The organism is Nocardia sp. NPDC006982, assembly GCF_042869435.1.
Lineage (GTDB): Bacteria > Actinomycetota > Actinomycetes > Mycobacteriales > Mycobacteriaceae > Nocardia.
Genome location: NZ_JBIAFV010000001.1, coordinates 737,877 through 759,293, shown reverse-complemented (window position 1 = coordinate 759,293; position 21,417 = coordinate 737,877). Strand labels below are relative to the sequence as shown.

General features: G+C 66.2%; 13 protein-coding genes and 3 pseudogenes. 11 read left to right on the top strand and 5 right to left on the bottom strand.

The window, feature by feature from the left end; genetic code table 11:
- Positions 1-561 precede the first annotated feature (561 nt).
- A complete protein-coding gene (locus tag ACFYOW_RS03320; protein ID WP_387284058.1) occupies positions 562-1,584 on the top strand; it encodes a hypothetical protein in 1,023 nt (340 codons plus the stop codon).
- Positions 1,581-2,222, top strand: coding sequence for a class F sortase (locus tag ACFYOW_RS03315; protein ID WP_387284056.1), 642 nt, complete (start codon positions 1,581-1,583; stop codon positions 2,220-2,222). The genes ACFYOW_RS03320 and ACFYOW_RS03315 overlap by 4 nt, the downstream gene beginning before the upstream one ends.
- 207 nt (positions 2,223-2,429) lie before the next feature.
- On the opposite strand, the gene ACFYOW_RS03310 is transcribed toward ACFYOW_RS03315, so the two are convergent.
- Positions 2,430-3,026: a TetR family transcriptional regulator gene (locus ACFYOW_RS03310; RefSeq protein WP_387284054.1), complete on the bottom strand. Its 597-nt coding sequence runs from the start codon at positions 3,024-3,026 to the stop codon at positions 2,430-2,432.
- A gap of 68 nt (positions 3,027-3,094) precedes the next feature.
- On the opposite strand from ACFYOW_RS03310, the gene ACFYOW_RS03305 reads away from it, so the two are divergent.
- The 3 genes and pseudogenes from ACFYOW_RS03305 to ACFYOW_RS03295 all read left to right on the top strand — a co-directional run.
- Entirely contained in the window at positions 3,095-4,030 is a 936-nt protein-coding gene (locus ACFYOW_RS03305; RefSeq protein ID WP_387284052.1) for a haloalkane dehalogenase, read from the top strand.
- A gap of 75 nt (positions 4,031-4,105) precedes the next feature.
- The gene (locus ACFYOW_RS03300) at positions 4,106-5,689 is read left to right on the top strand and encodes a sulfatase-like hydrolase/transferase (protein ID WP_387284050.1); all 1,584 of its coding nucleotides are present in this window, start codon (positions 4,106-4,108) and stop codon (positions 5,687-5,689) included.
- A 62-nt stretch (positions 5,690-5,751) separates the two neighbouring features.
- Positions 5,752-5,964: pseudogene (locus ACFYOW_RS03295) on the top strand (alpha/beta hydrolase); the annotation flags it as partial.
- Positions 5,965-5,988: 24 nt separating this feature from the next.
- Here ACFYOW_RS03295 and ACFYOW_RS03290 read toward each other — a convergent pair.
- A complete protein-coding gene (locus ACFYOW_RS03290; protein WP_387284048.1) occupies positions 5,989-7,089 on the bottom strand; it encodes a Gfo/Idh/MocA family protein in 1,101 nt (366 codons plus the stop codon).
- An 82-nt stretch (positions 7,090-7,171) separates the two neighbouring features.
- Here ACFYOW_RS03290 and ACFYOW_RS03285 point away from each other — a divergent pair, with 82 nt between their 5' ends.
- The 5 genes and pseudogenes from ACFYOW_RS03285 to ACFYOW_RS03265 all read left to right on the top strand — a co-directional run bounded on the left by ACFYOW_RS03285 (position 7,172) and on the right by ACFYOW_RS03265 (position 11,698).
- A complete protein-coding gene (locus ACFYOW_RS03285; RefSeq protein WP_387284046.1) occupies positions 7,172-7,774 on the top strand; it encodes a TetR/AcrR family transcriptional regulator in 603 nt (200 codons plus the stop codon).
- A gap of 43 nt (positions 7,775-7,817) precedes the next feature.
- Positions 7,818-8,745: pseudogene (locus ACFYOW_RS03280) on the top strand (IS5 family transposase).
- A gap of 63 nt (positions 8,746-8,808) precedes the next feature.
- Positions 8,809-9,396: a nucleoside deaminase gene (locus ACFYOW_RS03275; RefSeq protein ID WP_387284044.1), complete on the top strand. Its 588-nt coding sequence runs from the start codon at positions 8,809-8,811 to the stop codon at positions 9,394-9,396.
- A 290-nt stretch (positions 9,397-9,686) separates the two neighbouring features.
- Positions 9,687-10,643, top strand: a complete 957-nt coding sequence (locus ACFYOW_RS03270; protein ID WP_387284043.1) for an AEC family transporter — start codon at positions 9,687-9,689, stop codon at positions 10,641-10,643.
- A 152-nt stretch (positions 10,644-10,795) separates the two neighbouring features.
- Positions 10,796-11,698 carry a helix-turn-helix transcriptional regulator gene (locus ACFYOW_RS03265; RefSeq protein ID WP_387284041.1) on the top strand — a complete coding sequence of 301 codons (903 nt, stop codon included), beginning with the start codon at positions 10,796-10,798 and terminating at the stop codon, positions 11,696-11,698.
- A gap of 129 nt (positions 11,699-11,827) precedes the next feature.
- Here the strand turns inward: ACFYOW_RS03265 and ACFYOW_RS03260 are convergent.
- The 3 genes and pseudogenes from ACFYOW_RS03260 to ACFYOW_RS03250 all read right to left on the bottom strand — a co-directional run.
- A pseudogene (locus ACFYOW_RS03260) lies at positions 11,828-11,887 on the bottom strand (hypothetical protein); the annotation flags it as partial.
- Between the two features lie 19 nt (positions 11,888-11,906).
- Positions 11,907-12,587 (bottom strand): hypothetical protein, encoded by a 681-nt coding sequence (locus ACFYOW_RS03255; RefSeq protein ID WP_387284039.1) that lies wholly within the window; start codon positions 12,585-12,587, stop codon positions 11,907-11,909.
- Between the two features lie 15 nt (positions 12,588-12,602).
- A complete protein-coding gene (locus ACFYOW_RS03250; protein ID WP_387284037.1) occupies positions 12,603-13,382 on the bottom strand; it encodes a hypothetical protein in 780 nt (259 codons plus the stop codon).
- Positions 13,383-15,211: 1,829 nt separating this feature from the next.
- On the opposite strand from ACFYOW_RS03250, the gene ACFYOW_RS03245 reads away from it, so the two are divergent.
- A complete protein-coding gene (locus ACFYOW_RS03245) occupies positions 15,212-21,397 on the top strand; it encodes a type I polyketide synthase (protein WP_387284035.1) in 6,186 nt (2,061 codons plus the stop codon).
- Positions 21,398-21,417: the final 20 nt, after the last annotated feature.

Genomic DNA, 21,417 nt, shown 5'->3' with positions numbered 1-21,417 from the left:
AATCGCAAGGGCGTGGTCGCGCCGCCGGTCTGCTGGAGTCAGCGCCCGCTGCTGGTTGACAGCGGCGATGGGGCGGCCGTTGCCTGTCGGGCGGGTACGACCGTGCTGGTCGCGATTGGCGGGGTGTCGGAAGCGGTTGAAGCGGTGGGTAGTCCGTTAGTGCACGAGACCGGCACCGCCGCAGCGGTCGAGAAACCGTGCCGCTGCATGGTTCGGACTCCGGTTTCCCTGAGATCTCAACGTCCGCGCATGTGGTGAGCATCGAAATCCATTGAGGGCCTGGGCAATTTCACCTACATCATTACGCCGAGTTCCCGATAGCAGCGGAGCTGATCAGGGGATTTCTCGACACCCCCTAATCGGTCTTAGGGTCTTGTTCGAACGTTCGGTCTCGAATACCCCCGGTTACGTTTCAGTTGACCGCTCTGCACGTGGCGTGAACGGCGGCTATGACCGAATTGGCTACCGATTAGAGATTTTTGGCCAATTTTCCGTAACACAAAGCGCGATACATCCGACGGACAGGTTGTCGAATAACAACTGCTGGAAGAGAACTGAACAATGTCGGCAAGGACTTTCTCGGCTGCGCTGGTCGTCGCGGCCGCGGTCGTCGTGTGCGCATCGTCGGCTGCTGCGGACCCCACGACGACAACGACTCCCGCCCCGGGCATCGATCTCGGAGCCGACGCCGGCGGACAGATCGGCGGCGGGGGTGGCGCCTCGGCGAGCGTCGGCGCAGGCACGGCGGGCGCAGGCACCGGAAACCTCGGTGGGGGAGTCGGTGTCGGTGGGGGCGTCGGGACGGGTGTCGATGTGCAAGGCGGGGGTGGGCTCGGCGGCAACGTCGGTGGATCTGTTGCGCCGAGTGCCGGCGTAACACTGGGAGGCAACGCCGGAGGTGGCCCGCAGGTCGGCGGCAACGGGAATACCGGTGGCGGCGTCCAGGCCGGGGCCAACGGCGGCGGTGACGTACAGGCCGGGGGCAACGGGAACCTCGGTGGCGGTGTGCAGACCGGTGGCAATGTCGGAGGCGGCGGGCAAGTCGGTGGGAACGCTGGTGGTGACGTTCAGGCAGGCGGGAACGGAAACCTCGGCGGCGGCGTCCAGGTCGGCGGCAACGGCGGCGGTGACGTACAAACTGGCGGCAATGGAAACCTCGGTGGCGGTGTGCAAGCCGGTGGCAATGTCGGGGGCGGCGGGCAAGTCGGTGGGAACGCTGGTGGTGACGTTCAGACGGGCGGGAACGGGAACCTCGGTAGCGGGGTGCAGGTCGGTGCGAGCGCCGGTGGCGGTATGCAGGCCGGCGGTAACGGCAATCTCGGAGCGGGCGTGCAAGCCGGTGGCAACGGGAACACCGGTGCCGGTGTACAAGCTGGCGGGCTGGGTGGTATCGACTTGGCCTCTGCTGGAGCGGGCGCGGCCGGCCCGGACACGGTGTACGGCATGGCCATTCCCGTGGGCGCGACCACTGGAATCCCCGGTGGCCCGGCAGTCACCGATCTGGTCCCGCCCGGCGGATACGTGATCCCCAAAGGCGCGCCCGACACCGGCGCCGGCGGTATGGCTGGAGTGAGCGGACAGTGACCACCTCAGGCATACAGGCCATGTGCATGCTGACCTCCCGCCGGAGAATGCTCGGCGTTTTCGTCGCCGTACTGGCGGTCACCGCGGCGCTGGTCGCGGGCTGCGGGTCGTCTGGCACCCCCTCGACCGCGAGTACGAGTGTTGCGGCCGCGCCGACCACGGGTGTGAAGACCGCGGCGCCCATAAGTCGGTCGACTCCGGTGTCGTTCAAGATCGCTTCGATCAACGCATCTGGGTCGTTGATCGCGGTGGGCCTCAATTCCGATGGCTCGGTGCAGGTGCCCGCGGATTATCAGCAGGCCGCCTGGTATCAGAAGGGGCCCGCGCCGGGTGAGCAGGGCTCGGCGGTCATCCTCGGCCACGTCGACTCCTACCAGGGTGCCGGGGTGTTCTTCGAGCTGAAGAAGGTCAAGCCGGGTGACATGATCGACGTGCCCCGAGCGGACGGGAAGACCGCGCATTTCAAGGTCACCGACGTGCGGATGTACCTGAAGACCCAGTTCCCCGATCAGACCGTGTTCGGTGCCCGCGGCGGAGCGACCCTGCAGGTCGTCACCTGCGGCGGCGAGTTCGACCAGACCGCCAAGAGTTACCTATCCAACGTGGTCGTGTTCTCCTCACTCGACTCGGTCACCTAGACGGCCCCGATCCCGAACGGCGCCGCAGCCGCGGCGCAGATTGATGCAGGTATGGGGCACACAGGATCGGCCTCGGACTGCCCGCCCCGCCCGGCGCTGGAATGGGTCTCGACAGTTTCGCCCGGGCAATTCGGGCTTGTCTGCTCATCCAGCGACCCGGATCCGTTCTGCGCGTGCGTTTCTGGTGTCGAAGAGTCCGCACCACGGTCAGCCGATGACCGCGGCGGTTCCGTCGATGACGGTCGGAGCGGGTGCGAGCAGGGCGGTGAGGGCAGCGCCGACGGCGGCTCGGGCGGCATCCGCGGAGAGGCCTTGATGGTGGCGGAATACGTCCCAGGTCTCCCATGAAGCGGCGGCGTAGGCGGCCTCGCGCGCGGGGCGGTCGAGGCGCTCGAGTTCGGGGAGGTTGGCGCGCAGGTGGGCGCGCAGGGCGGCACGGCTTTCCTGTAAACGCTCGGCGAGGACAGCGGATTCGTGCTCGCGCAGCACGGCGGCGCGGCGGGTGCCCGAAATGCGCTCGTACAGTTCGGCTCGCAGCTTGACCAGGGTCTCGATGCGATGACCCCGATCGCCGATCACCGGACGCAGCAGAGGGAGCCAGTGTCGCTCCATTTGCGTCTGGGCGGCGGCGGCATACATCGACTCGAGATCGGTGAAGTGATGGAACACCGACCTGGTCGCGACCCCGGCTCGCTCGGCAACGGCCCGCGCGGTCGGTTGCAGATCGCCTTCTTCCGTGAGCGCCAGCACGGCATCGAGCACCGCTTGACGGTTCCTTGCCGCCCGAGCGGTGCGTCCATCCATCGCGGTTCATCCTAACAAGCCGCGGCAATAGTTGCACTCATGATGCAAGAACATTTAGTGTCAGAACTATGCACGCACTGCGTACACCTGAGGAACGGTTCTCGGCCTTGCCTGACTTTCCGTTTCCGCCGCACTATGTCGAAGTTGCGGCCGGCGACGGCGACACCCGCCTGCGCGTGCACTACCTCGACGCAGGCCCGCGAGATGGCGAAGTCGTCGTACTGCTGCACGGCGAGCCGTCCTGGAGTTTCCTGTACCGCAGCATGATTCCGGTGCTCGTCGCGGCGGACCGGCGGTGTGTCGCACCGGATCTGATCGGCTTCGGCCGCAGCGACAAGCCCGTCGACCGAGCTGACTACACGTATGCCCGCCATGTCGAATGGCTGCGAGAAGCGCTCTTCGACCACCTGGATCTCGCGTCCATCACGCTGGTCTGCCAGGACTGGGGCGGTCTGATCGGGATGCGGCTGGTCGCCGAACATCCCGATCGCTTCGCCCGGGTGGTCGCGGCCAACACCGGACTTCCCGACGGAACGGCAACGCTGAGCGATGCCTTTCTCGCCTGGCAGCGGTTCTCACAGGAGGCGCCGCAGTTCCCGGTCGGGGCCATTATCGAAAATGGTTGCCGGGCAAAGCTTTCCCCCGAGACAGTGGCCGCCTACGACGCCCCGTTTCCCGATGAGAGCTACAAGGCCGGTGCCCGCGCCTTCCCCCTCCTGGTCCCGACCAAGCCCGACGACCCGGCCGCTGCGGCGAACCGTCGGGCCTGGGAGCAGCTGGCCCACTTCGACAAACCGTTTCTCACCGCCTTCTCCGATGGCGACCCGATCACAGCCGGCGGCGAGAAGATCTTCCAGCGCAAGATTCCCGGGGCGTCCGGTCAACCGCACACGGTGATCGAGGGCGCGGGACATTTTCTGCAGGAGGACAACGGCCCTCGGCTCGCGTCGGTGGTGAACCACTTCATGGACGCTTCTTCTCAGCACCCGACCGAAAGGCAGTAGGCCACAGTGTCGATCAGCAGGCGTGGATTCTTCGGTAGCGGAGCGGCGGCGACCGCTGCCATGGCGACTGCCGCCATGACCACCGGGAGCCCGGGCGCATCCGCCGCGCCGCGCATGGACATTCACCCCGACAAGCCGAATATTCTCGTCGTCATCGTCGACGAGATGCGGGCCCCCATGTGGTTCCCGGACCAGCCCGTGCTCGACACCATCCTTCCGAACATCGCCGGATTGCGGTCCAAGTCGGTCTCGTTCGAACAGCATTACACCGCCGCCAACGACTGCACGCCCTCCCGCGGCGCGATGGTGACCGGCCTGTACTCACATCAGACCGGCTGTCTGTCGACCTCGACCTCGCAGCTGTCGCCGAGCTTCCCGACCTGGGGCTCGATGCTGCGCGAACAGGGCTACCGCACCTCGTGGTGGGGCAAATGGCATTTGGGCCACGACGCCGACACGACGCCGGGCGGGTTGGAGCGTCACGGCTTCGATGGCGGCACCTACCCTTCGCCCAACGGCACGCCCGAGCAGGGCCTGCAGATGGACGGCCGGATCGTCGACCAGTTCGTCGACTGGTTCGATACCGATGCGGGCCAAGGCCCCTGGTGTACGACGGTGTCGCTGGTCAACCCGCATGATGTCCAGTGGTGGCCGCGCTGGACCCGGCGCACCTTGGCGTTCAACAACATTCCGCGCTGGATCGACACCCTGCCCCCCAATCACGAGACCCTCGAACAACTCTCGCGCAAGCCTCGTCTGCAGCTGGCCTTGGTGCAGGTGTCGGCGGCGACCTTCGGCGTCGCGCCGTACGGCACGCCCGACGCCGACCAGGAGTGGCTCGACCTGCTCAATCTCTACCTGTGGTTCCAGCAGCAGGTGGACATCCAGATCGGCCGGGTACTGACGGAACTGGCGACCCGTCCGGAGGTGGCGGCCAATACCGTGGTGGTGTTCACCTCCGATCACGGTGACTACGCAGGCTCCCACGGCTTGCACGGCAAGGGGGGCGGGGCCTACGACGAGGCCATCCGGGTGCCGCTGTTCGTCTACGACCCGCGCGGTGACCTCACTCCGGCAGCCGGCATCCGCACCCAGCTGACCTCCAGCATCGACCTGGCTCCACTGCTCCTGACCATCGGCGCGGGCGGCAACGGCTGGCGCGGCGACCAGCGCTACGCCCATCTGGCAAGCAGACACGATATCGCCGCGGTCTGCCGCGACTCGAGCGCGCCGGGACGGCCCTGGATCGTGCACACCACCGACGAACACTCCATCGAGGAAGCAGCGGTGCTGTTCGACCGCAGCGCACCCGGCCATGTGGTGGCCGTCCGGACTGCCGACGCGAAGTTCGTCCGCTACTCGCACTGGGTGCAGGGCTCCGCGGAGATCGACCCGTCGCTCGAGGAGTACGAGCTCTACGACTACTCGACCCGCGACGGTCGACTCGAACTGGACAACACCGCCGCCGTGGGCGGGAGCCTGCACGACGCGATGAGCCGGCTGCACGACCGAGCCGTCAGCGAAGAACTGCACCGACCGCTGCCCGACTACTTGCAGCAGGCACAACAAGAAGGCTGGAACGACTACAACACCCAGATCGCCAAGCCGTTCGGCGAGCAGCTCAGCGACTTCCTCCGCGACGGCATCGGCGCCAAGTAGCCCGCGGCCCCGGTGTTCCGCACCCGGCTCGGCTCGCGAGAGAGAATCCGAACCGCAAACGCATGGCCACCCTCGCTGCTCGGTCCCGCGAAAGTCTGAGTTGGACGGCCGAGCACGCCGCAGAACTCGGTTTCGACCCGCAGGCGATTGCGGTCGGCGGACACAGCGCCGACGGAAACCTTGCGGCCGCGATGGCGTTGCGGGCGCAGGACCAGCAGGGACAGCTCGTACTGTGCCTAGGCCGTGTCGCCCGAATCGCGTGTTTGGTCGTGCCGGCCGCCGACGAGGCGTCGGGTTCCTCAGGAGGTCGGCACCCGTGTCGCGGTGTCTGCCGATCTACGGATGGCGTCGAGCAGACGGTGCATGTGGACCCCGTCATCGAAGGTCGGGACCGTCGTGGTGCCGGTTCGGATGTTCTGTGCCAGCGCCGCATACAGTCTCGCGACGTTGCCGACTTCGGTGCCGAGCGTCATGTCCGCCAGCGGATCCTCGCCCTGCAGCGGCTGCCAGGAGCCCTCGCCGCGGGAACCCAGCAGGCGCAGTTCACTCAACGAAATGCCGCCCGCCCCGTTGGCGCCGGAAACGATCGCCAGATCCCCCGCGGTGCCTGAGATCTCTATCCGGGTGTGACCGTTGGTCACCTTGGAGTCATGGATGTGAGCCGACACCACGACTCCGTCCGCCGTGACGGCGTCGAGCAGCAGATGATTCGGAGTGGTCACATCGATTGCGGCACCGGTTTCCGCGATCACCGTGTGGGGGTGGCGGATGGCGAGCCGGGCCGACAGGTCGGTGAAATCGCCGATCAGGTACTCGACCGTGTCGAGCGTGTGACCGCCGACAATCTCCACGATGCCCGCACCATTGTTTTGGTCGAGAGTGTAGGCCGCCCAAGCCGGCACCCGTGTGCCCGCACCCAGGTGACGTGCGGAGTACACGGTCGCCGAAACAATGTCCCCCACATAACCTTCCGCGAGCAACTGGCGGGCGCGGGCGATCGCCGGTGAGTATCGAGTCTGCAGGCCGACCACGTGGCGGATGCCCGCGTCTGAGGCGAGCTCGGCCAGCGATTCGGCCTCGGCGGTGTTCAGTGCGAGCGGCCACTCGCAGTAGACATGTTTGCCCGCCGCCAGCGCCAGGCGGATCAGCTCCGCATGCGCGGGCACCCTCACCGTGATCGCCACCAAGTCGACCTCGGGATCCTCGGCCAGCTGGCGCGGATCGGTAAACGCGTGCGTCGCGCCGAACATCTGCAATGCCCGCTGCGCGCTCTCGGCTCTGCTCGTGCCCACGGCGGTGATCCGGAAGTCCTCGAGCGCCTGCAGCGCGGGTACATGTGCGCGCACGGCCCAGCCGCGGTCGGGACTGGCGCCGACGATACCTACCCGAATGGGGTCCATGATCACTCCTGAGTTAAGCGGACCTATCAAGTCCGTTTATAGCTAACCGGACTCTCCGAGTCCAGTTGTTAAGCTGGTGGGTGTGATCAGTGCTGTGGACCGACTACTCGCCGATGAGGCTGGCCAGGCACCCCGTGCCGATGCCCGGCGCAACCTCGAGCGCCTGGTCGCGGCGGCGCGGTCGGCACTGGCCGAGGTCGGGGTCGAGGTCACCGCTCAGGAGATCGCTCAGCGCGCCGGAGTCGGCAAGGGCACCTTCTATCGGCGGATTCCCTCGCGGGAGACGCTGCTGCAGGTTGTCCTGGAGGAGGTATTGGGCGACATGATCTCCAGCGCCGATCGCGCGATCGCCGAGCCCGATCCATGGCGCGGGTTCACCGACTTCGCCTCGGTGTATGTGCGACTGCGCGCCGAGAGTTGCGGCGCCAACGAGGCGCTGGGCGGTGCCGGTATCCCGGGCCTGGACCAGTTGCTGGCTGAAATACGCGCACGGATCAGGCGTTTGGTCGAAGCCGCGCAGAGCGCGGGCGAGATGCGACGCGATATCGCCTGGCAGGATGTTGCTTTCCTGCTCGCGGGAGTCTCGACCGACTCGCACACCATCGGACTTCAGGCCGACAGCGGTCAGTGGAGCCGCAACCTGCGGATCGTCCTCGACGGACTCAGGGACCGCAACCGCTCCTAGCGTTTCTCCCGAATATTCGGTCTTGACTGGCGACGATTGGCTGGTGACGCGGATGGGTGTGATTTCTGATGAGTTCTGGTCGGCTGTCGAACCGGTGATGCCCCTCGGATAAGGGCAAGCGGGGCAACAGGTTCGGTGATCATCGGTTGATGCTGGAGGGTGTCACCTGGAGATTCTGCACGGGGAGTCCGTGGCGGGATCTGCCCGCCGATTTCGGGCCGTGGCAGACGGTGGGGAAGCGGCATCATCGGTGGTCTCTGGATGGCACCTACGAGGAGATGTTCACCCGGGTCGCGGCGGTGTTCGGGTTCCATGCCGAGATGGCTTGCGACATCGAGAAACTGCTGTCGGTGGACTCGACGAGCGCGCGGACGCATCAGCACGCGCAGGTGCTCGCTCGGATACGCTCGCCACAGGGGGCTCTGTCGAATTACAAGAAAGCCGCCGAGGAACCCGCCGACCACGCGCTGGGCCGCTCACGGGGCGGGCTGACCACCAAGATCCATGCCCTGACCGATCAGCGGCAGGCACCGGTCGCGGTCCGGTTGGCCGCCGGCCAAGCTGGCGACAACCCGCAACTGGCGGCGCTGCTCGACTACTACGCCGAGACTTATCGTGCTGCGGGCCAGCCCGGCCGCGAGTTTCGGCTGCTCGGAGACAAGGCGTACTCGCATCCAGGCACGCGAACCTCGTTGCGTTCCAGAAGAATCAAACACACCATCCCCGAACGCGAAGACCAGATCGCCCGACGCAAGGCGAAGTGGTCGGCGGGAGGCCGGCCACCTGCATTCGACCCCGAACTTTACGGTCTGCGCAACACCGTGGAACGGGGCTTCAATCGGCTCAAACAGTGGCGCGGCATCGCGACCCGCTACGACAAGTACGCGCTGACCTACCTCGGTGGCGTCCTATTGGCTTGCGCCGTCATCCACGCCCGGGTCGGGACCAGCAATTTGGGAGACACAGCCTAAGCACTTTCCATGGGGGTCGAGTCGGGATTCTGCCCGGCGAAATTACCGGAATCGAGGGACACGATGACCAGTGCCGACAATGACCTTCTGCGGCAAGCGATCTCGCTCGCCGAGGAGGCGGGGCGGCGTGGCAACCGCCCGTTCGGTTCCGTCATCGCGACCGCCGACGGCACGGTCATCGCCGCGGGACGCAATCAGGTTGCCGAGACCGGCATGGTCACCGCCCACGCCGAACTCGCCGCCATCACGGGGGCGACCGAGAACGGACGCTCCACCGACCTGGTCGGCGCCACGATCTACGCCAGTGGCGAACCATGCCCCATGTGCAGCGCGGCGATTGTGTGGACCGGCATCACGCGGGTCGTCTTCGCCGCCGCGGAACCCGACTTCACCGCAATTATCGGCGGACACCCGCGGTTCGCTCTCCGGTGCGCCGACGTCATCGGCGCCAGCGACGCGGACGTCACCGTCTCAGGCCCCCACCTCGGCGACGAGGCCCTCGAGCCCGTTTCGCCGCCACCGCGGAAACCTTTAGCCCGGCTGCACGATTCGCCTGGACGCAGCGATCCCGGCCGACTGGTCGGTGCGCATGTCCGTCGGGGGGTGAGTCGGCCTCGACAGGCTCTGACTCGGCGGTCGATCGGCCGATAGTCGTTGTCACGCATACCATTCCGAGCAACGGATAGCGACCCGCGGCGAGCCTGCTGTGGCACAAATCCGGCTACGCAGGTTCCCATGCCGCGCCCGCACACTCACACCATAGAATCCGGATGCTGGTGAGCGAGTGAGTATTCGGATAGAAGTGGGGTGTGGATCGGGAGACGACGGCTGGCCGGCATCGGCGTTTGGGCAGGTCCCAGCCGTGCTCGAACCGTGGCTGAACACCTGAGTCCTGCGCCTGTGAACGGAGACCCGCGAATGGACGGCATCGGACACCCCGAGTGAGTGCCCTCGGTGGGGTGGGGGAGGTCTTCGGCCCGGTTACCCCGGTCGTGCTGGTATTCACCGCGGGCATGATCTTCGCCCGCCGCAAGATCATCGCCGCGAGCGACTCACGGGTGTTGTCCGAGTTCGCGTTTCGTCTCGCGATCCCCGCTTACCTGCTCGGCAAACTGTATCTCAGCGACCTGCGCCAACTCTTCGATCCAGCATCGCTGGCCGTCTACGCGACTACCGCGCTCGTTGCGGCCGCCGCGGTCGGGATCTGGTCACGGCTGTTGCACCACACCAGTATTCGGGGTGTCGCGTTGCGGATCGTGGCCGGTGTCCAGGTCAACACGGCCTACTTCGCCATTCCCATACTGGTATTGGTATTCGGCGACGCCGCGCCGATCTTCCCGATCCTGCTGTTCCAGGTACTCGTGTTGACGGTCGTCGTGATCACCATTATGGAAGCGGCCCCCGACGATGATGATCCCGACCGCTCACCGGGGCAGCGGATCACCCGCGGGGTGGGGCGATCACTGACCACACCCGTTGTGCCGGCATGTCTGACCGGTGTCCTGCTCAACGCGCTGCACTGCCCGCTACCTCCCGTGCTGCTGACATCGCTGTCCTTCGTCGGGGACGCCGCATCCCCGGTCGCGTTGTTCGCGCTCGGTCTCTATGTCGGCGGCACCGGCCTGCGCTGGCGTGGAGCTACCGCCGACGAGAACACCCTTGTCGCCTTCAAATGTGTCGGATTCCCGATGCTGATGTGGGGTGCGCTGCAGATGACCGGCATACCCGATCCCTGGCGTGGCTATCTGATCCTGATCGCCGCTATGCCGGCTCCCCAGAACCTGTTCACCTTCGCCCAAACCTATGACGTCGACATCGATCTGGCCGCTTCCGCTGTCCTCAAATCCACCATTGTGTCCCTGTGCCTGCTACCGATCTGGCAACTCGCTATCCGCTGACCGTCCGGGCTGGTAGGAGCAAGGTCTTGTCGCTTGACGGTGTCCGGAGGCGACGTGGCGTTGTGTCGTGGGTGGGGATCGGTTGGAGCCCTTGCTGATGCTGGTACTGGTGGCACCTGGATACTGCTAGTGAAGTGCGGGACGATCATCACATGACCGATGTTGTTGATGTGCAGGCGGTGCGCAAAGCTCGACGTTCTGAGCTGGGGGCATTCCTGAAGTCACGTCGTGCCAGGATCTCGCCGGAGGACGTAGGGCTTCCTCCGGGACCCCGTAGGCGAACACCAGGTCTGCGCCGTGAGGAGGTCGCGCAATTAGCGGGGATAGGCGTGACGTGGTACACGTGGCTCGAGCAAGGGCGCAGCATCAATGTCAGTGTGCAGGTGTTGAATTCGGTTGCGCGGACGTTGTCGTTGGATGCCGCGGAGAAGGCGCATTTGTATCGGTTGGCGGATGTGCCGACGGTGCCTACTGCGCATGCGGGTACGGCTTTGCCGGAGGAGCTTCAGGTGATTTTGGATCATTTGGAGCCGTTGCCGGGTGTGGTGTTGAGTCCGCGTTATGACGTGCTTGCGCACAATAAGTCCTATGAGGCATTGTGTCCGGGGTTTGTGAAGGGGGAGCGGAATGTGGCTCGTCGGGTGTTTTTGACTCCGGAGTGCTGCAATACCTATCACCATAATTGGGATGACTTGCGGCGCATGGTGGGTTATCTGCGTGGTTCGTATGTGAAGAATCTCGGTGATCCGAGTTGGGAGGATTTCGTCTCCGAATTGTGCGCGGAGAGTGAGACTTTCGCTTCTTTGTGGGCTCGTAATGACGTCGCTGTTCCGGCTAGTCGTACGAAGCAGATCCGGAATCTGGCGGTGGGGGAGTTGGAGATGTTCTTGACGAGCATGTCGCTGCCTGCGCTGCCGCATGCGTGGATGCAGATTTATACGCCGGTTGATGAGGTGGCGTGGGTGAAGTTGCGTGAGTTGTTGGCGATGAGTGAGGAACAGCGGCAGCGGCCTTGGATCGAGCATCGCGAGCAGTATCACGCTGCCGCGGGGTAGCGGGAGGCTCGTTGCGTGAGCTGCCGTGGACCGGATCGTGTTCGACGGATCCGACTGCGGCAGTATCCGATAGGTGGCGATCAGTTCCGTCGCGTCGGTGGCCCACAGCATCGTCTGTAACCACGCCAGGTGCGACAGCAGCGCGCGCAGCTCTTCGCCCGCGTCGGCGGCGGCAAGGTGATGTGGCAGGTTGCGATAGAAGTAGCCGTCATCCGGCGAGGCGGTCGAGCAGCTCCGCCACGTCCAGGTCGTCGAGTCCGGACTGCCGCCAAAGCGTCTGTGCCGCACCGATGGTCGGATGTCTGCCGTCGAATACCGCGAGTTCGAGATAGCGGGCGCGATTAGCGGGATCGAGGGCATCGATGCTGACGCTGATTGCGCGCAAAAGGTCCGGGTATGGATAGTTGCTGAACGGTTGGGCGATCTTGGCGAGATCGGCCTGACGCAATCGGCGCAGCACTCCAGGCCAGCGCTCCGGGCGGCCAGCGATCATGGCGCCCGCCATCGCCAGCGCAAGATAGCCGCATTCGGCCGCGATCTCCAGCGCTTCCCGCGGCAGTTCCTCAACCGCGAGCCGCGCCCACCGGGCCAATAACCTCAGCGATTCCCGGATGCTCAGACCGGTGACCTCGAAGCAGGTCGCGCCCACCGCTCGCGTGATGGCGGTATCCCGGGTGGTGAACAATAGCCGTCCAGGCACTTGCGTGAACTCCACCAGCACCTGTTCGGTGGGCATCGCGTCGGCCGCAGCATCTGCTCCGGTGGCATCGCCGATGACGTGGGCGCAGGTCAGTACATGTCGCTCGGTAATGAGGAATCCGGCTCCGTAGGTCGCACCATCGGCGGACTGAATCGCGACCAATGCGCGCCGCCACTCAGGTGTAGGCATTCCACTGCTCCTCGTTCACCTCGCACCGTCCGGCGCACAATTCGCCCGCCGCCGTGCGGACGAACAGCGGTTCTCGACCGCACCGATGCCCCGGCACCACACCAGGGTCGGATCACCGGTACAGCGCAGCGATTCCTCGGTCGAGGGCGCGAGGTCGGGACCGACGTCGAAGGTGGTGCGGCCGGGCAGCATCGGTGTCGAGGTCCACTCGTGTGTGCGTTCCTCGGGGACGTGATACTGCCTGCGCAACACTCCGTCGAAGCTACCGCGCGCGACGACTTCCAGCCCATACAAGCTCGTAACCACGGCCGCGGGCTGTCCGACCACAGGACGAGCCAGGCTCTCCGGTCCCATCAGGCCGATCGGCTGCTGATACCAATAGTGTTCGAGCACGCCGTCCGCGCCCGTGCTGAAGACATCGAAGCGGCCGCGGCTCCAACTGACGAAGCTCGCATCCGATACCGCCCCTGCGGATCTCGCCAGCCGAGGCGGCCCCCAGTGACCGTCGAATTCGTAATGCCACAACTGCGTCTCGTCATCGCGGACGAACACATCCAACCGATCGGGGCCCCAAGACCCGATGGTCGGGCGGCCAATGGGCCGGGCGGGCAGTTCCATCCGCTCGACGATCCTTGCCGTGCCATCGGCTATGACGAGATGGCATAGCCGGATTCGGTCATCGATCGCGACAACATCCACGCACTCCGGTGTGCGTGCGATGGCCGCCGGGTCGGTCACGATGCCGTCGGCGAGCACACCGAACCGTGGTACTCGCAGCACGGCGCATTCGTCCACAGCTTCTCATGATCCTATGGCGCGGGCGAATGGGCGGTGCCGTCGATCAATTCGAGCGCGCCAACCGGTTTCAGCCGATCACGGAGTTCATGATGGTCCCCGCGCCGGTTGCGATGACGCCGCCGCGCCTGATAGATCTCCCCCAGCCATCGGGCCAGTGTGTGACGCTGCGCCGGGTTCGGCAGCGCGAGGCACACCGTGTTGAGCGAGCCTTGGCTGGTATACGGATATTTCGGCCCGGCATGGCGGATGTTTCGATACATACAACGCCATAGCATCCGGTATGGAGGCCGAAGCTCGATACGCCACGGGCCGAAACCCTGCACCCACACTGAATCCCGCCAGAGCTTTGGGGCCGCATGATCACAACTCCGCCCACTGGTCCGAACCGTCCGGCCATACCGCGGGTGGCGGGCCGTTCGGTTTGGAAAGTCCGAAGGCGTGGCCCGGCGCGCGGGTAGTGAGATCCGCCAGGCCCGCGCGCACAAGGCGTGGGCCCTTCCGTGACGCCGTCTCGATCGTGATCCGGCCCGCTCCGAGCGGAATTGCCCATCACCACCCTTCAGCCGTCGAATTCGATGAACGGTCGGCACCCTATCGGTGCACCCGCGCGACGTCATCGGTTGGTTCGCGAAAGTCTATCGAATTCGCGATGGGGCCGGAAATAGGTATGTCGTATAAGTATTAGAGTGCTGTCTCGGCAACTGTGTGAATTGTCTTGCCGGTAGCCTGTCGGTTGCTGTGATAGCAAAACTGAATTGCAGATTCGGAATGACGGAAGATCGGTTCGGTCATCTTGCGGTTACAATTTCAAAGTTTTGTGTTTTGTTCGTAAATATCACGTACATCGGTAGAAGCCGTTCGCTCCGCAGCATTACATTCGACTATCCAGGCGCTGGGCCTGGACGTTCAGGCGCTCCGCGGAAACGGCTGGACGCAATGGGGAGCAAGAAGGAGGTGGATCTCGATTCGGTGGGTAATGCCTAGTGGCATGGACGCGTTGGGCGGATCGCTGATTTCTCCATGACCGAGTGACGCTTCGGCGCACATTTGTAGAGCGACGACGATTGGCCGTGATACCGCATTTGCATCGACGTCGCTGATGTCTGGTATGGAACGCGATGCTGTTTCCAGCGTGACTGCGACGAGTTTTCGGCCTGCTCAACGGCCGTCTGGCCACCGAATATAGCCGATCGAAGAAGTGTTAGCAAAAGCTCGCCCATCGGTTGCGGGAACCCGACAATGTTGTCCCTGTGGAGAGCGGATCTGGCAGGCGTGGATCCCGGATTCTATTCCCAATGTTGGGAACGCGCGATACTCGGGTCGTATCGCGGCGCGTGGCCGATTTCTGCTGAGTGAGGCTTCGAATTAACGGCCATTGATGGACCGGAGCGGCGATGTCAAAGGGTATGAACGGTGGCAGTCGGCGACATTGTGGTGAGTCGGCTGGCGTCCGGAGTGTGAGAGGTATGTCGATGAGGGGCATAGCGATGGCGGCACTGTGTGCCGGAATAAAGCAAACGTCCAGTTCGTGTCGATCGGCCTCGGCGAACGTTCGCACGTCATGGAGCGGCCGGGAATCGGTGCCCGCATGCTCGGAGGGGGACCGGTATCGCAGGCGGTCTGCGGGAGGATCCGTCGCTTCGCCCCCGCCCAACGTTGCCGAGGGCAGTCACGACGGCTGGATTCAGCCGTAACGCCACCGGCCGTCTGCCGCCGAATCACCGCTCCGCCACTCGAAGCTCGAGGACGGCGTCGGTATCCCTCGCCGATAGCGCCGGAATTCTTCCGGCCTCTTCGGCAACCCCGATCTACCCCTGGATGTGAACGTGGACACGAACACTGGTGACTCGTCCGACCGGATGTTGGAGTACCTCAAAAAGGTCACCGTGGAGCTCATGTCGAGTCGCGACGAGCTCACCCGACTGCGGGAGCAGAGCGTCGAGCCCATTGCGATCGTGGGCATGAGCTGCCGGTATCCGGGCGGTGTGGAGTCGCCGGAGCAACTATGGGATCTGGTCGCCTCCGGCTCGGACGCGATCGGGGAATTCCCGGCCGACCGGGGCTGGGATGTGGCGGGATTGTTCGATCCCGATCCGGACCGGTTCGGGAAGGTGTATACGCGCGAGGGCGGGTTTCTTTCCGGCGCCGGTGATTTCGATGCGGGGTTTTTCGGCATCGGCCCGCGTGAGGCGGCGGCGATGGATCCGCAGCAGCGGTTGTTTCTGGAGGCCTCGTGGGAAGCCCTGGAAGACGCCGGTATCGACCCGACCTCGCTGCGAGGCAGCGACACCGGCGTGATCGCCGGAGTGATGTACACCGACTACGAGCACACGGCCAAGGCCGCCGGCCCGGCAGCGGAGGGGCACGCGGGCACCGGATCGGTGAGCAGTGTGGTGTCGGGGCGAGTGGCCTACACGCTGGGGCTGGAAGGTGCGGCGCTGACGGTCGACACGGCGTGCTCGTCGTCGCTGGTGGCGATCCATCTGGCCGCCCAGGCACTGCGCCGCCGGGAGACGTCCCTGGTGCTGGCCGGCGGTGTGACCGTGATGTCGACACCGTCGCTGTTCGTGGAGTTTTCGCGGCAACGGGGCTTGTCGCGTGATGGGCGGTGCAAGTCGTTCTCGGCCGGCGCGGACGGGGTGGGCTGGTCCGAGGGCGTGGGCGTGCTGGTGCTGGAACGGTTGTCGGACGCGCGGCGATCCGGGCACGAAATTCTGGCCGTCATTCGCGGATCGGCGGTGAATCAGGATGGTGCGAGCAATGGTTTGACCGCGCCGAACGGTCCGTCGCAGGAGCGGGTGATCGCGTCCGCGCTGGCAGCTGCCGGACTCGAGCCGGCGGATGTGGATGTGGTGGAGGCGCACGGGACGGGAACGCCGCTGGGTGATCCGATCGAGTCACAGGCGTTGATCTCCGCATACGGACAGCGTCGCGGCGCGCCATTGCGGCTCGGGTCGCTGAAGTCGAATATCGGGCATTCGCAAGCGGCCGCGGGCGTGGGCGGGGTGATCAAGGTCGTGCAGGCGTTGCGGCACGGAATGCTGCCCAGGACGCTGCACGTGGGTGAGCCGTCGCCGCATGTGGATTGGTCGGCGGGATCGGTGCGATTGCTGACCGAGGCGGAGCCCTGGCTCGCGGGTGAGCGGGTGCGGCGGGCCGGGGTGTCCTCGTTCGGGATCAGCGGCACCAACGCTCATTTGATCGTGGAGGAAGCGCCCGCGTCCGTCCCTTCGCCGGTCGAGGAGACCGCCGCGACTCCCGCTGCCGCGGCGGATGTGCTGCCGTTGCTGGTATCGGCCAAGTCCGATGCGGCGCTGCGCGCCCAGGCGGATCGGTTGCGGCAGTGGCTGCTCGACAATCCGGATGCGGACCTGTGGAGTGTGGCGTCGTCGCTGATCGAGAACAGGACGCAATGGGACCGGCGCGCCGTGGTGGTGGGTCGCGATCGCGAACAGCTGGCGTCGGAGTTGGCGGACCTGGCGTCGGGGTCTTCGGCGGCCGGTGCGTCCGTCGCGGGTGGGACGGCATTTCTGTTCACGGGGCAGGGAGCTCAGCGGGTGGGGATGGGGGCGGAGCTCTATGCGGCCTTCCCGGTTTTCGCGACGGCGTTGGACGAGGTCTGCGCCGAGTTCGATCCCCATCTCGGCGGGTCGTTGCGGGAGGTGATGTTCTCCGGCAGCGCTGCGGCACGGCCGCCGGGGGTCGGCGCGGCCGATGTCGCACTGGATCGGACGGAGTGGACGCAGCCCGCGTTGTTCGCGTTCGAGGTGGCGTTGTTCGGGTTGATGGCGTCGTTCGGCGTGACCGCGGATGTGCTGGCCGGACATTCGATCGGCGAGCTGACGGCCGCCTACGTCGCGGGGGTGTGGTCGCTGGCGGACGCGTGTGCGCTGGTGGCGGCGCGGGGCCGCTTGATGGGTGCGTTGCCGGCGGGCGGCGCGATGCTCGCGGCCGCCCTGACCGAAAAGGAAGCGCTCGAACTCGTTGCGGTACACGGTGATCGGTTATCGGTCGCGGCTGTGAATGGCCCTTCGTCGGTGGTGCTGTCCGGCGCTGCCGACCTCGTCGAAGCGGCGGAGCGCGAGCTATCCGACGCGGGCGTGCGGACATCGCGATTGCGGGTCGGTCACGCGTTCCATTCGGCGTTGATGGAGCCGATGCTCGACGAATTCCGTTCCGTGGCAGCGGGTCTGACATATCGATCGCCGACCGTTCCGGTGGTGTCGAACATCTCCGGCGGTGTCGCCGGTGCCGAGGTGACCGATCCGGAGTACTGGGTGCAGCAGGTACGCGGTTGCGTGCGATTCGCGCCCGGCGTCGATGCCCTCGTCGCGGCAGGGGTGCGGCGATTCGTGGAGGTGGGCCCGGATGCGGTGCTGGCATCCATGACTCGCCAGTGCCTGGCCGAATATCCGGAGGTCGAGGCGGGGGCGATGGTTGCCGCCGGGGCGCGGCGTTCGGTCGACGAAGTGACGCAGTGCGTGACGATGCTGGGGCAGCTGCACGCCTGCGGCGCCGAGGTGGATTGGCAGCCGATCTTCGCGGGCCGCCCGCTGCACCGGGTGTCGTTGCCCACGTATGCATTTCAGCGTCAGCGGTTCTGGTTGGAGCCGCTCGCCGCCGATGCCTCCGCGGTGTCGTCGGATCATCCGATCCTGACCGGCGTCGTCTCCGTGGCGGGCAGGGACGAATGGCTGTTCACCGGACGGATGTCGTTGCGGACCCACCCGTGGCTGGCCGATCACGCGGTCTTCGGCTCGGTGTTGCTGCCCGGGACCGGATTCGTGGAACTGGCGTTGACCGCCGGCGCTCGGCTCGGCGCCGAGGTCGTCGAGGAACTGCTGCTGGAAGCGCCGCTGCTGCTGCCGGACGACACCGCGGTCGATATTCAGCTCGGTGTCGAGCCCGCCGATGGCGCGGGCAGGCGTCGGTTCGCCGTGCACTCCAGGGTGTCCGGTGAGCATTCCGACGGCGCGGAGTGGGTCGCGCACGCGACCGGGGTGCTGGCGCCCGTGGCCGGCGCGGCGAACGTGGTGTGGGACGGACGGGTGTGGCCGCCCGTCGGCGCCGAACCGGTGGACTCGGCGCGGCTGTACGAGCGGTTGGCGGACATGGGTTTCGGGTACGGCCCGGCATTCCGGGGTGTGCGCGCCGCGTGGATGCGTGGTGCCGAGGTGTTCGCTGAGCTGTCGTTGCCCGAGAACGCGGACGCGCGGCGGTTCCGGGTGCACCCGGCCTTGCTGGACGCCGCTTTCCACACCGCGATCGACCGTCTCGCCGATACCGGCGACGGTCGGGTGCCCTTGCCGTTCTCGTTCGCCGGAGTGCGCGTCTACCGGGAGGAAGCCACGGCCCTGCGGGTGCGTGTCGCCCGCATCGACGACACCATCCGAGTAGATGCCGCCGACACGCGCGGTCTACCCGTAGTGGCGGTCGACACCCTCGTCGCGCGCCCGGTCGATGCCCGCACCCTGCGCCGTGATCGCGCAACCTCGCACCCGCTCTACACCCTCCGGTGGACTCCGGCATCCACCTCGATCTCCGTGAATCCTTGTGCTGTAGCGGTATTGGGCTCCACCACGATGCCGGGCGTCGAGGCACACACGGATCTGGACGCTCTGCTCGCAATGCCGTCCGTACCCGAGATCGTCGTCTGGCACTGTGACGACGTCCCCGCGACGGGTGATGCCGCCCAGGTGGCCCGGCTGCGAGTCGATGCGGCGCTGACGATGGTCCGGGACTGGATCGCCGACGAACGATCCGAGAAATCCACGCTGGTCGTTGTGACCCGCAACGCCGCGGAAATACCGGGCGAATTGTGTGATCCCGCGGCAGCGGCGGTATCCGGTCTGATCGCGTGTGCGCAGTCGGAACATCCCGGCCGGGTCGTCCAGATCGACTACGACGACGCCGCCGCGGTGACATCCGGCACGGTGGTGCGAGCCGCGGATCTCGGTGAGCCGCAGGTGGCAGCGCGTGACAACACGCTACTGGTACCCAGGCTGATACGGGCCGCCGGGCCGGATGCGGCACCGGTCTCGTTCGGCGGCGGGACCGTTCTGATCACCGGTGGCACCGGAGGTCTGGGTGCGCTGACGGCGCGACATCTGGTCGCGGCACATGGCGTTCGGAGCCTGCTGCTGGTTTCCCGGCGAGGACCGGATGCCCCGGGCGCCGCGGATCTGGTCGGCGATCTCGAGGCCGCGGGTGCGCAGGTCCGGGTGGCCGCCTGCGACGTCGCCGACCGAGATGCGCTGCGAGATCTGCTGCGGACCATCCCGGAGCACCACCCGCTGACCGCCTTGATCCACACCGCCGGCGTACTCGACGACGGCACTGTCGAGACGCTGACCACCGAGCAGATCGACCGCGTCATGCGGCCGAAAGTCGATGCGGCACTGCATCTGCACGAACTCACCCGGGATCACGACCTGTCGGCGTTCGTGCTTTTTTCCTCCGCCGCCCCGCTACTCGGTGGTCAGGGCCAGGGCAATTACGCGGCCGCGAACCGTTTCCTCGACGCGCTCGCGCATCGTCGTCGCGAAACCGGCCTGCCCGCGCACTCGCTGGCGTGGGGGCTGTGGACGCTCGGTATGGCAGGCGTGCTCGATCGGGAAGATACCGAGGACATAGCCCGCCGTATTCGCACCCGGCTCGGGCTGCTACCCATCACCCCCGAGCCGGGATTGGCGATGTTCGACAAGGCGCTGGCCACCGGCCACTCGCTGCTGATGACCGCGTCGCTCGATAGGGACGCGCTCGCATCGCTCGCTCGGTCCGGCATGCTGCCGCCGGTGCTGCGCGAGATCGTGCGCGCGCCCCTGGCAGCGCAGCCCGGCAGCGAACGCGGCTCGCTGGCACGGCGTTTGGAGATGCTGCCTGAGGACGATCACTACGAGGTCATTCTCCAGGAGATTCGCTCGCTGGCCGCCGTCGTCCTCGGACACAAGTCGGCCGCCGCGGTGGCCGCGGATGTGCCGTTCGCCGAACTCGGATTCGACTCGTTGGGCGGCGTCGAGTTCCGTAACAGGCTCGTCGCCATCACGGGTCTGTCTCTGCCGTCGACGCTGGTGTTCGAGCATCCGACCGCCGCCGCGGTCGCGCAGTTGCTGCGGTCCCGGATGGGGGCCGTCGAGGTTCGGCACGAGCCGCCGCCCGCCGCATCGGGAGTACGTGGCCGGTTGACGGAGCTGGTGATGGCGGCGCATCGGCGCGGGGACGCGACCGAGGCGATGCCGCTGTTGATCGAAAGTGCCAGACTGAGCGTCGCTTTCGATGAGCCGGCCGCCGCGAGTGGCCTCTCGGCGCCCATGCTGCTGTCGCGCGCCGGCGCCGGACCCAGCCTGATCTGCATCCCGTCGTTCCTGGTCGGCAACGGACCACACCAGTTCGGCCGCTTGGCGCGCGAACTCGGCGCCGAATTCGGTGTTTCCGCGTTGCGACTGCCGGGGACCCGAGTCGGTGAACCGATGCCGCCGACCTGGGACGCGCTGCTCGACCACCTTGCCGTTGTCACCGAAAACGCCACGGGCGAGCATCCGTTCGTACTCGTCGGCTACTCGATCGGCGGAGCGGTCGCGCACGCGCTCGCCGAACGGCTCGACGAGCGTGGTCGTGGCCCGGTCGGTGTCGCGATGCTCGACACCTATTCGCCGGATGGTGAAGACCTCATCGGCACCGTTTTCGCCGGCGCGCTCGGCTTGGTGCTCGATCGTGGTCACGAACTGATCGATATCGACGACCACGCACTGGTCGCCATGGGCAATTATGTGCGGATCTTCGGCGAGCGCGGCACGCGGCCCATTGCCGCGCCCACGCTGAATCTGCGAGCCACTGTCGGGCTACCGGGCCTCGATATTGCTGCGCCGGTGCCGGATTGGCAGCACCGCGGCGACACGGTCCACATATCCGCCGACCACTTCTCCCTCATCGAAGACGCGGCACCGGCTGCGGCAGAGGGGATTCGGCGATGGCTCCACTCGATCGCGAGCGACGTCGTGGGCAACCGATGAACCGCGTGATCGCGAAAAAC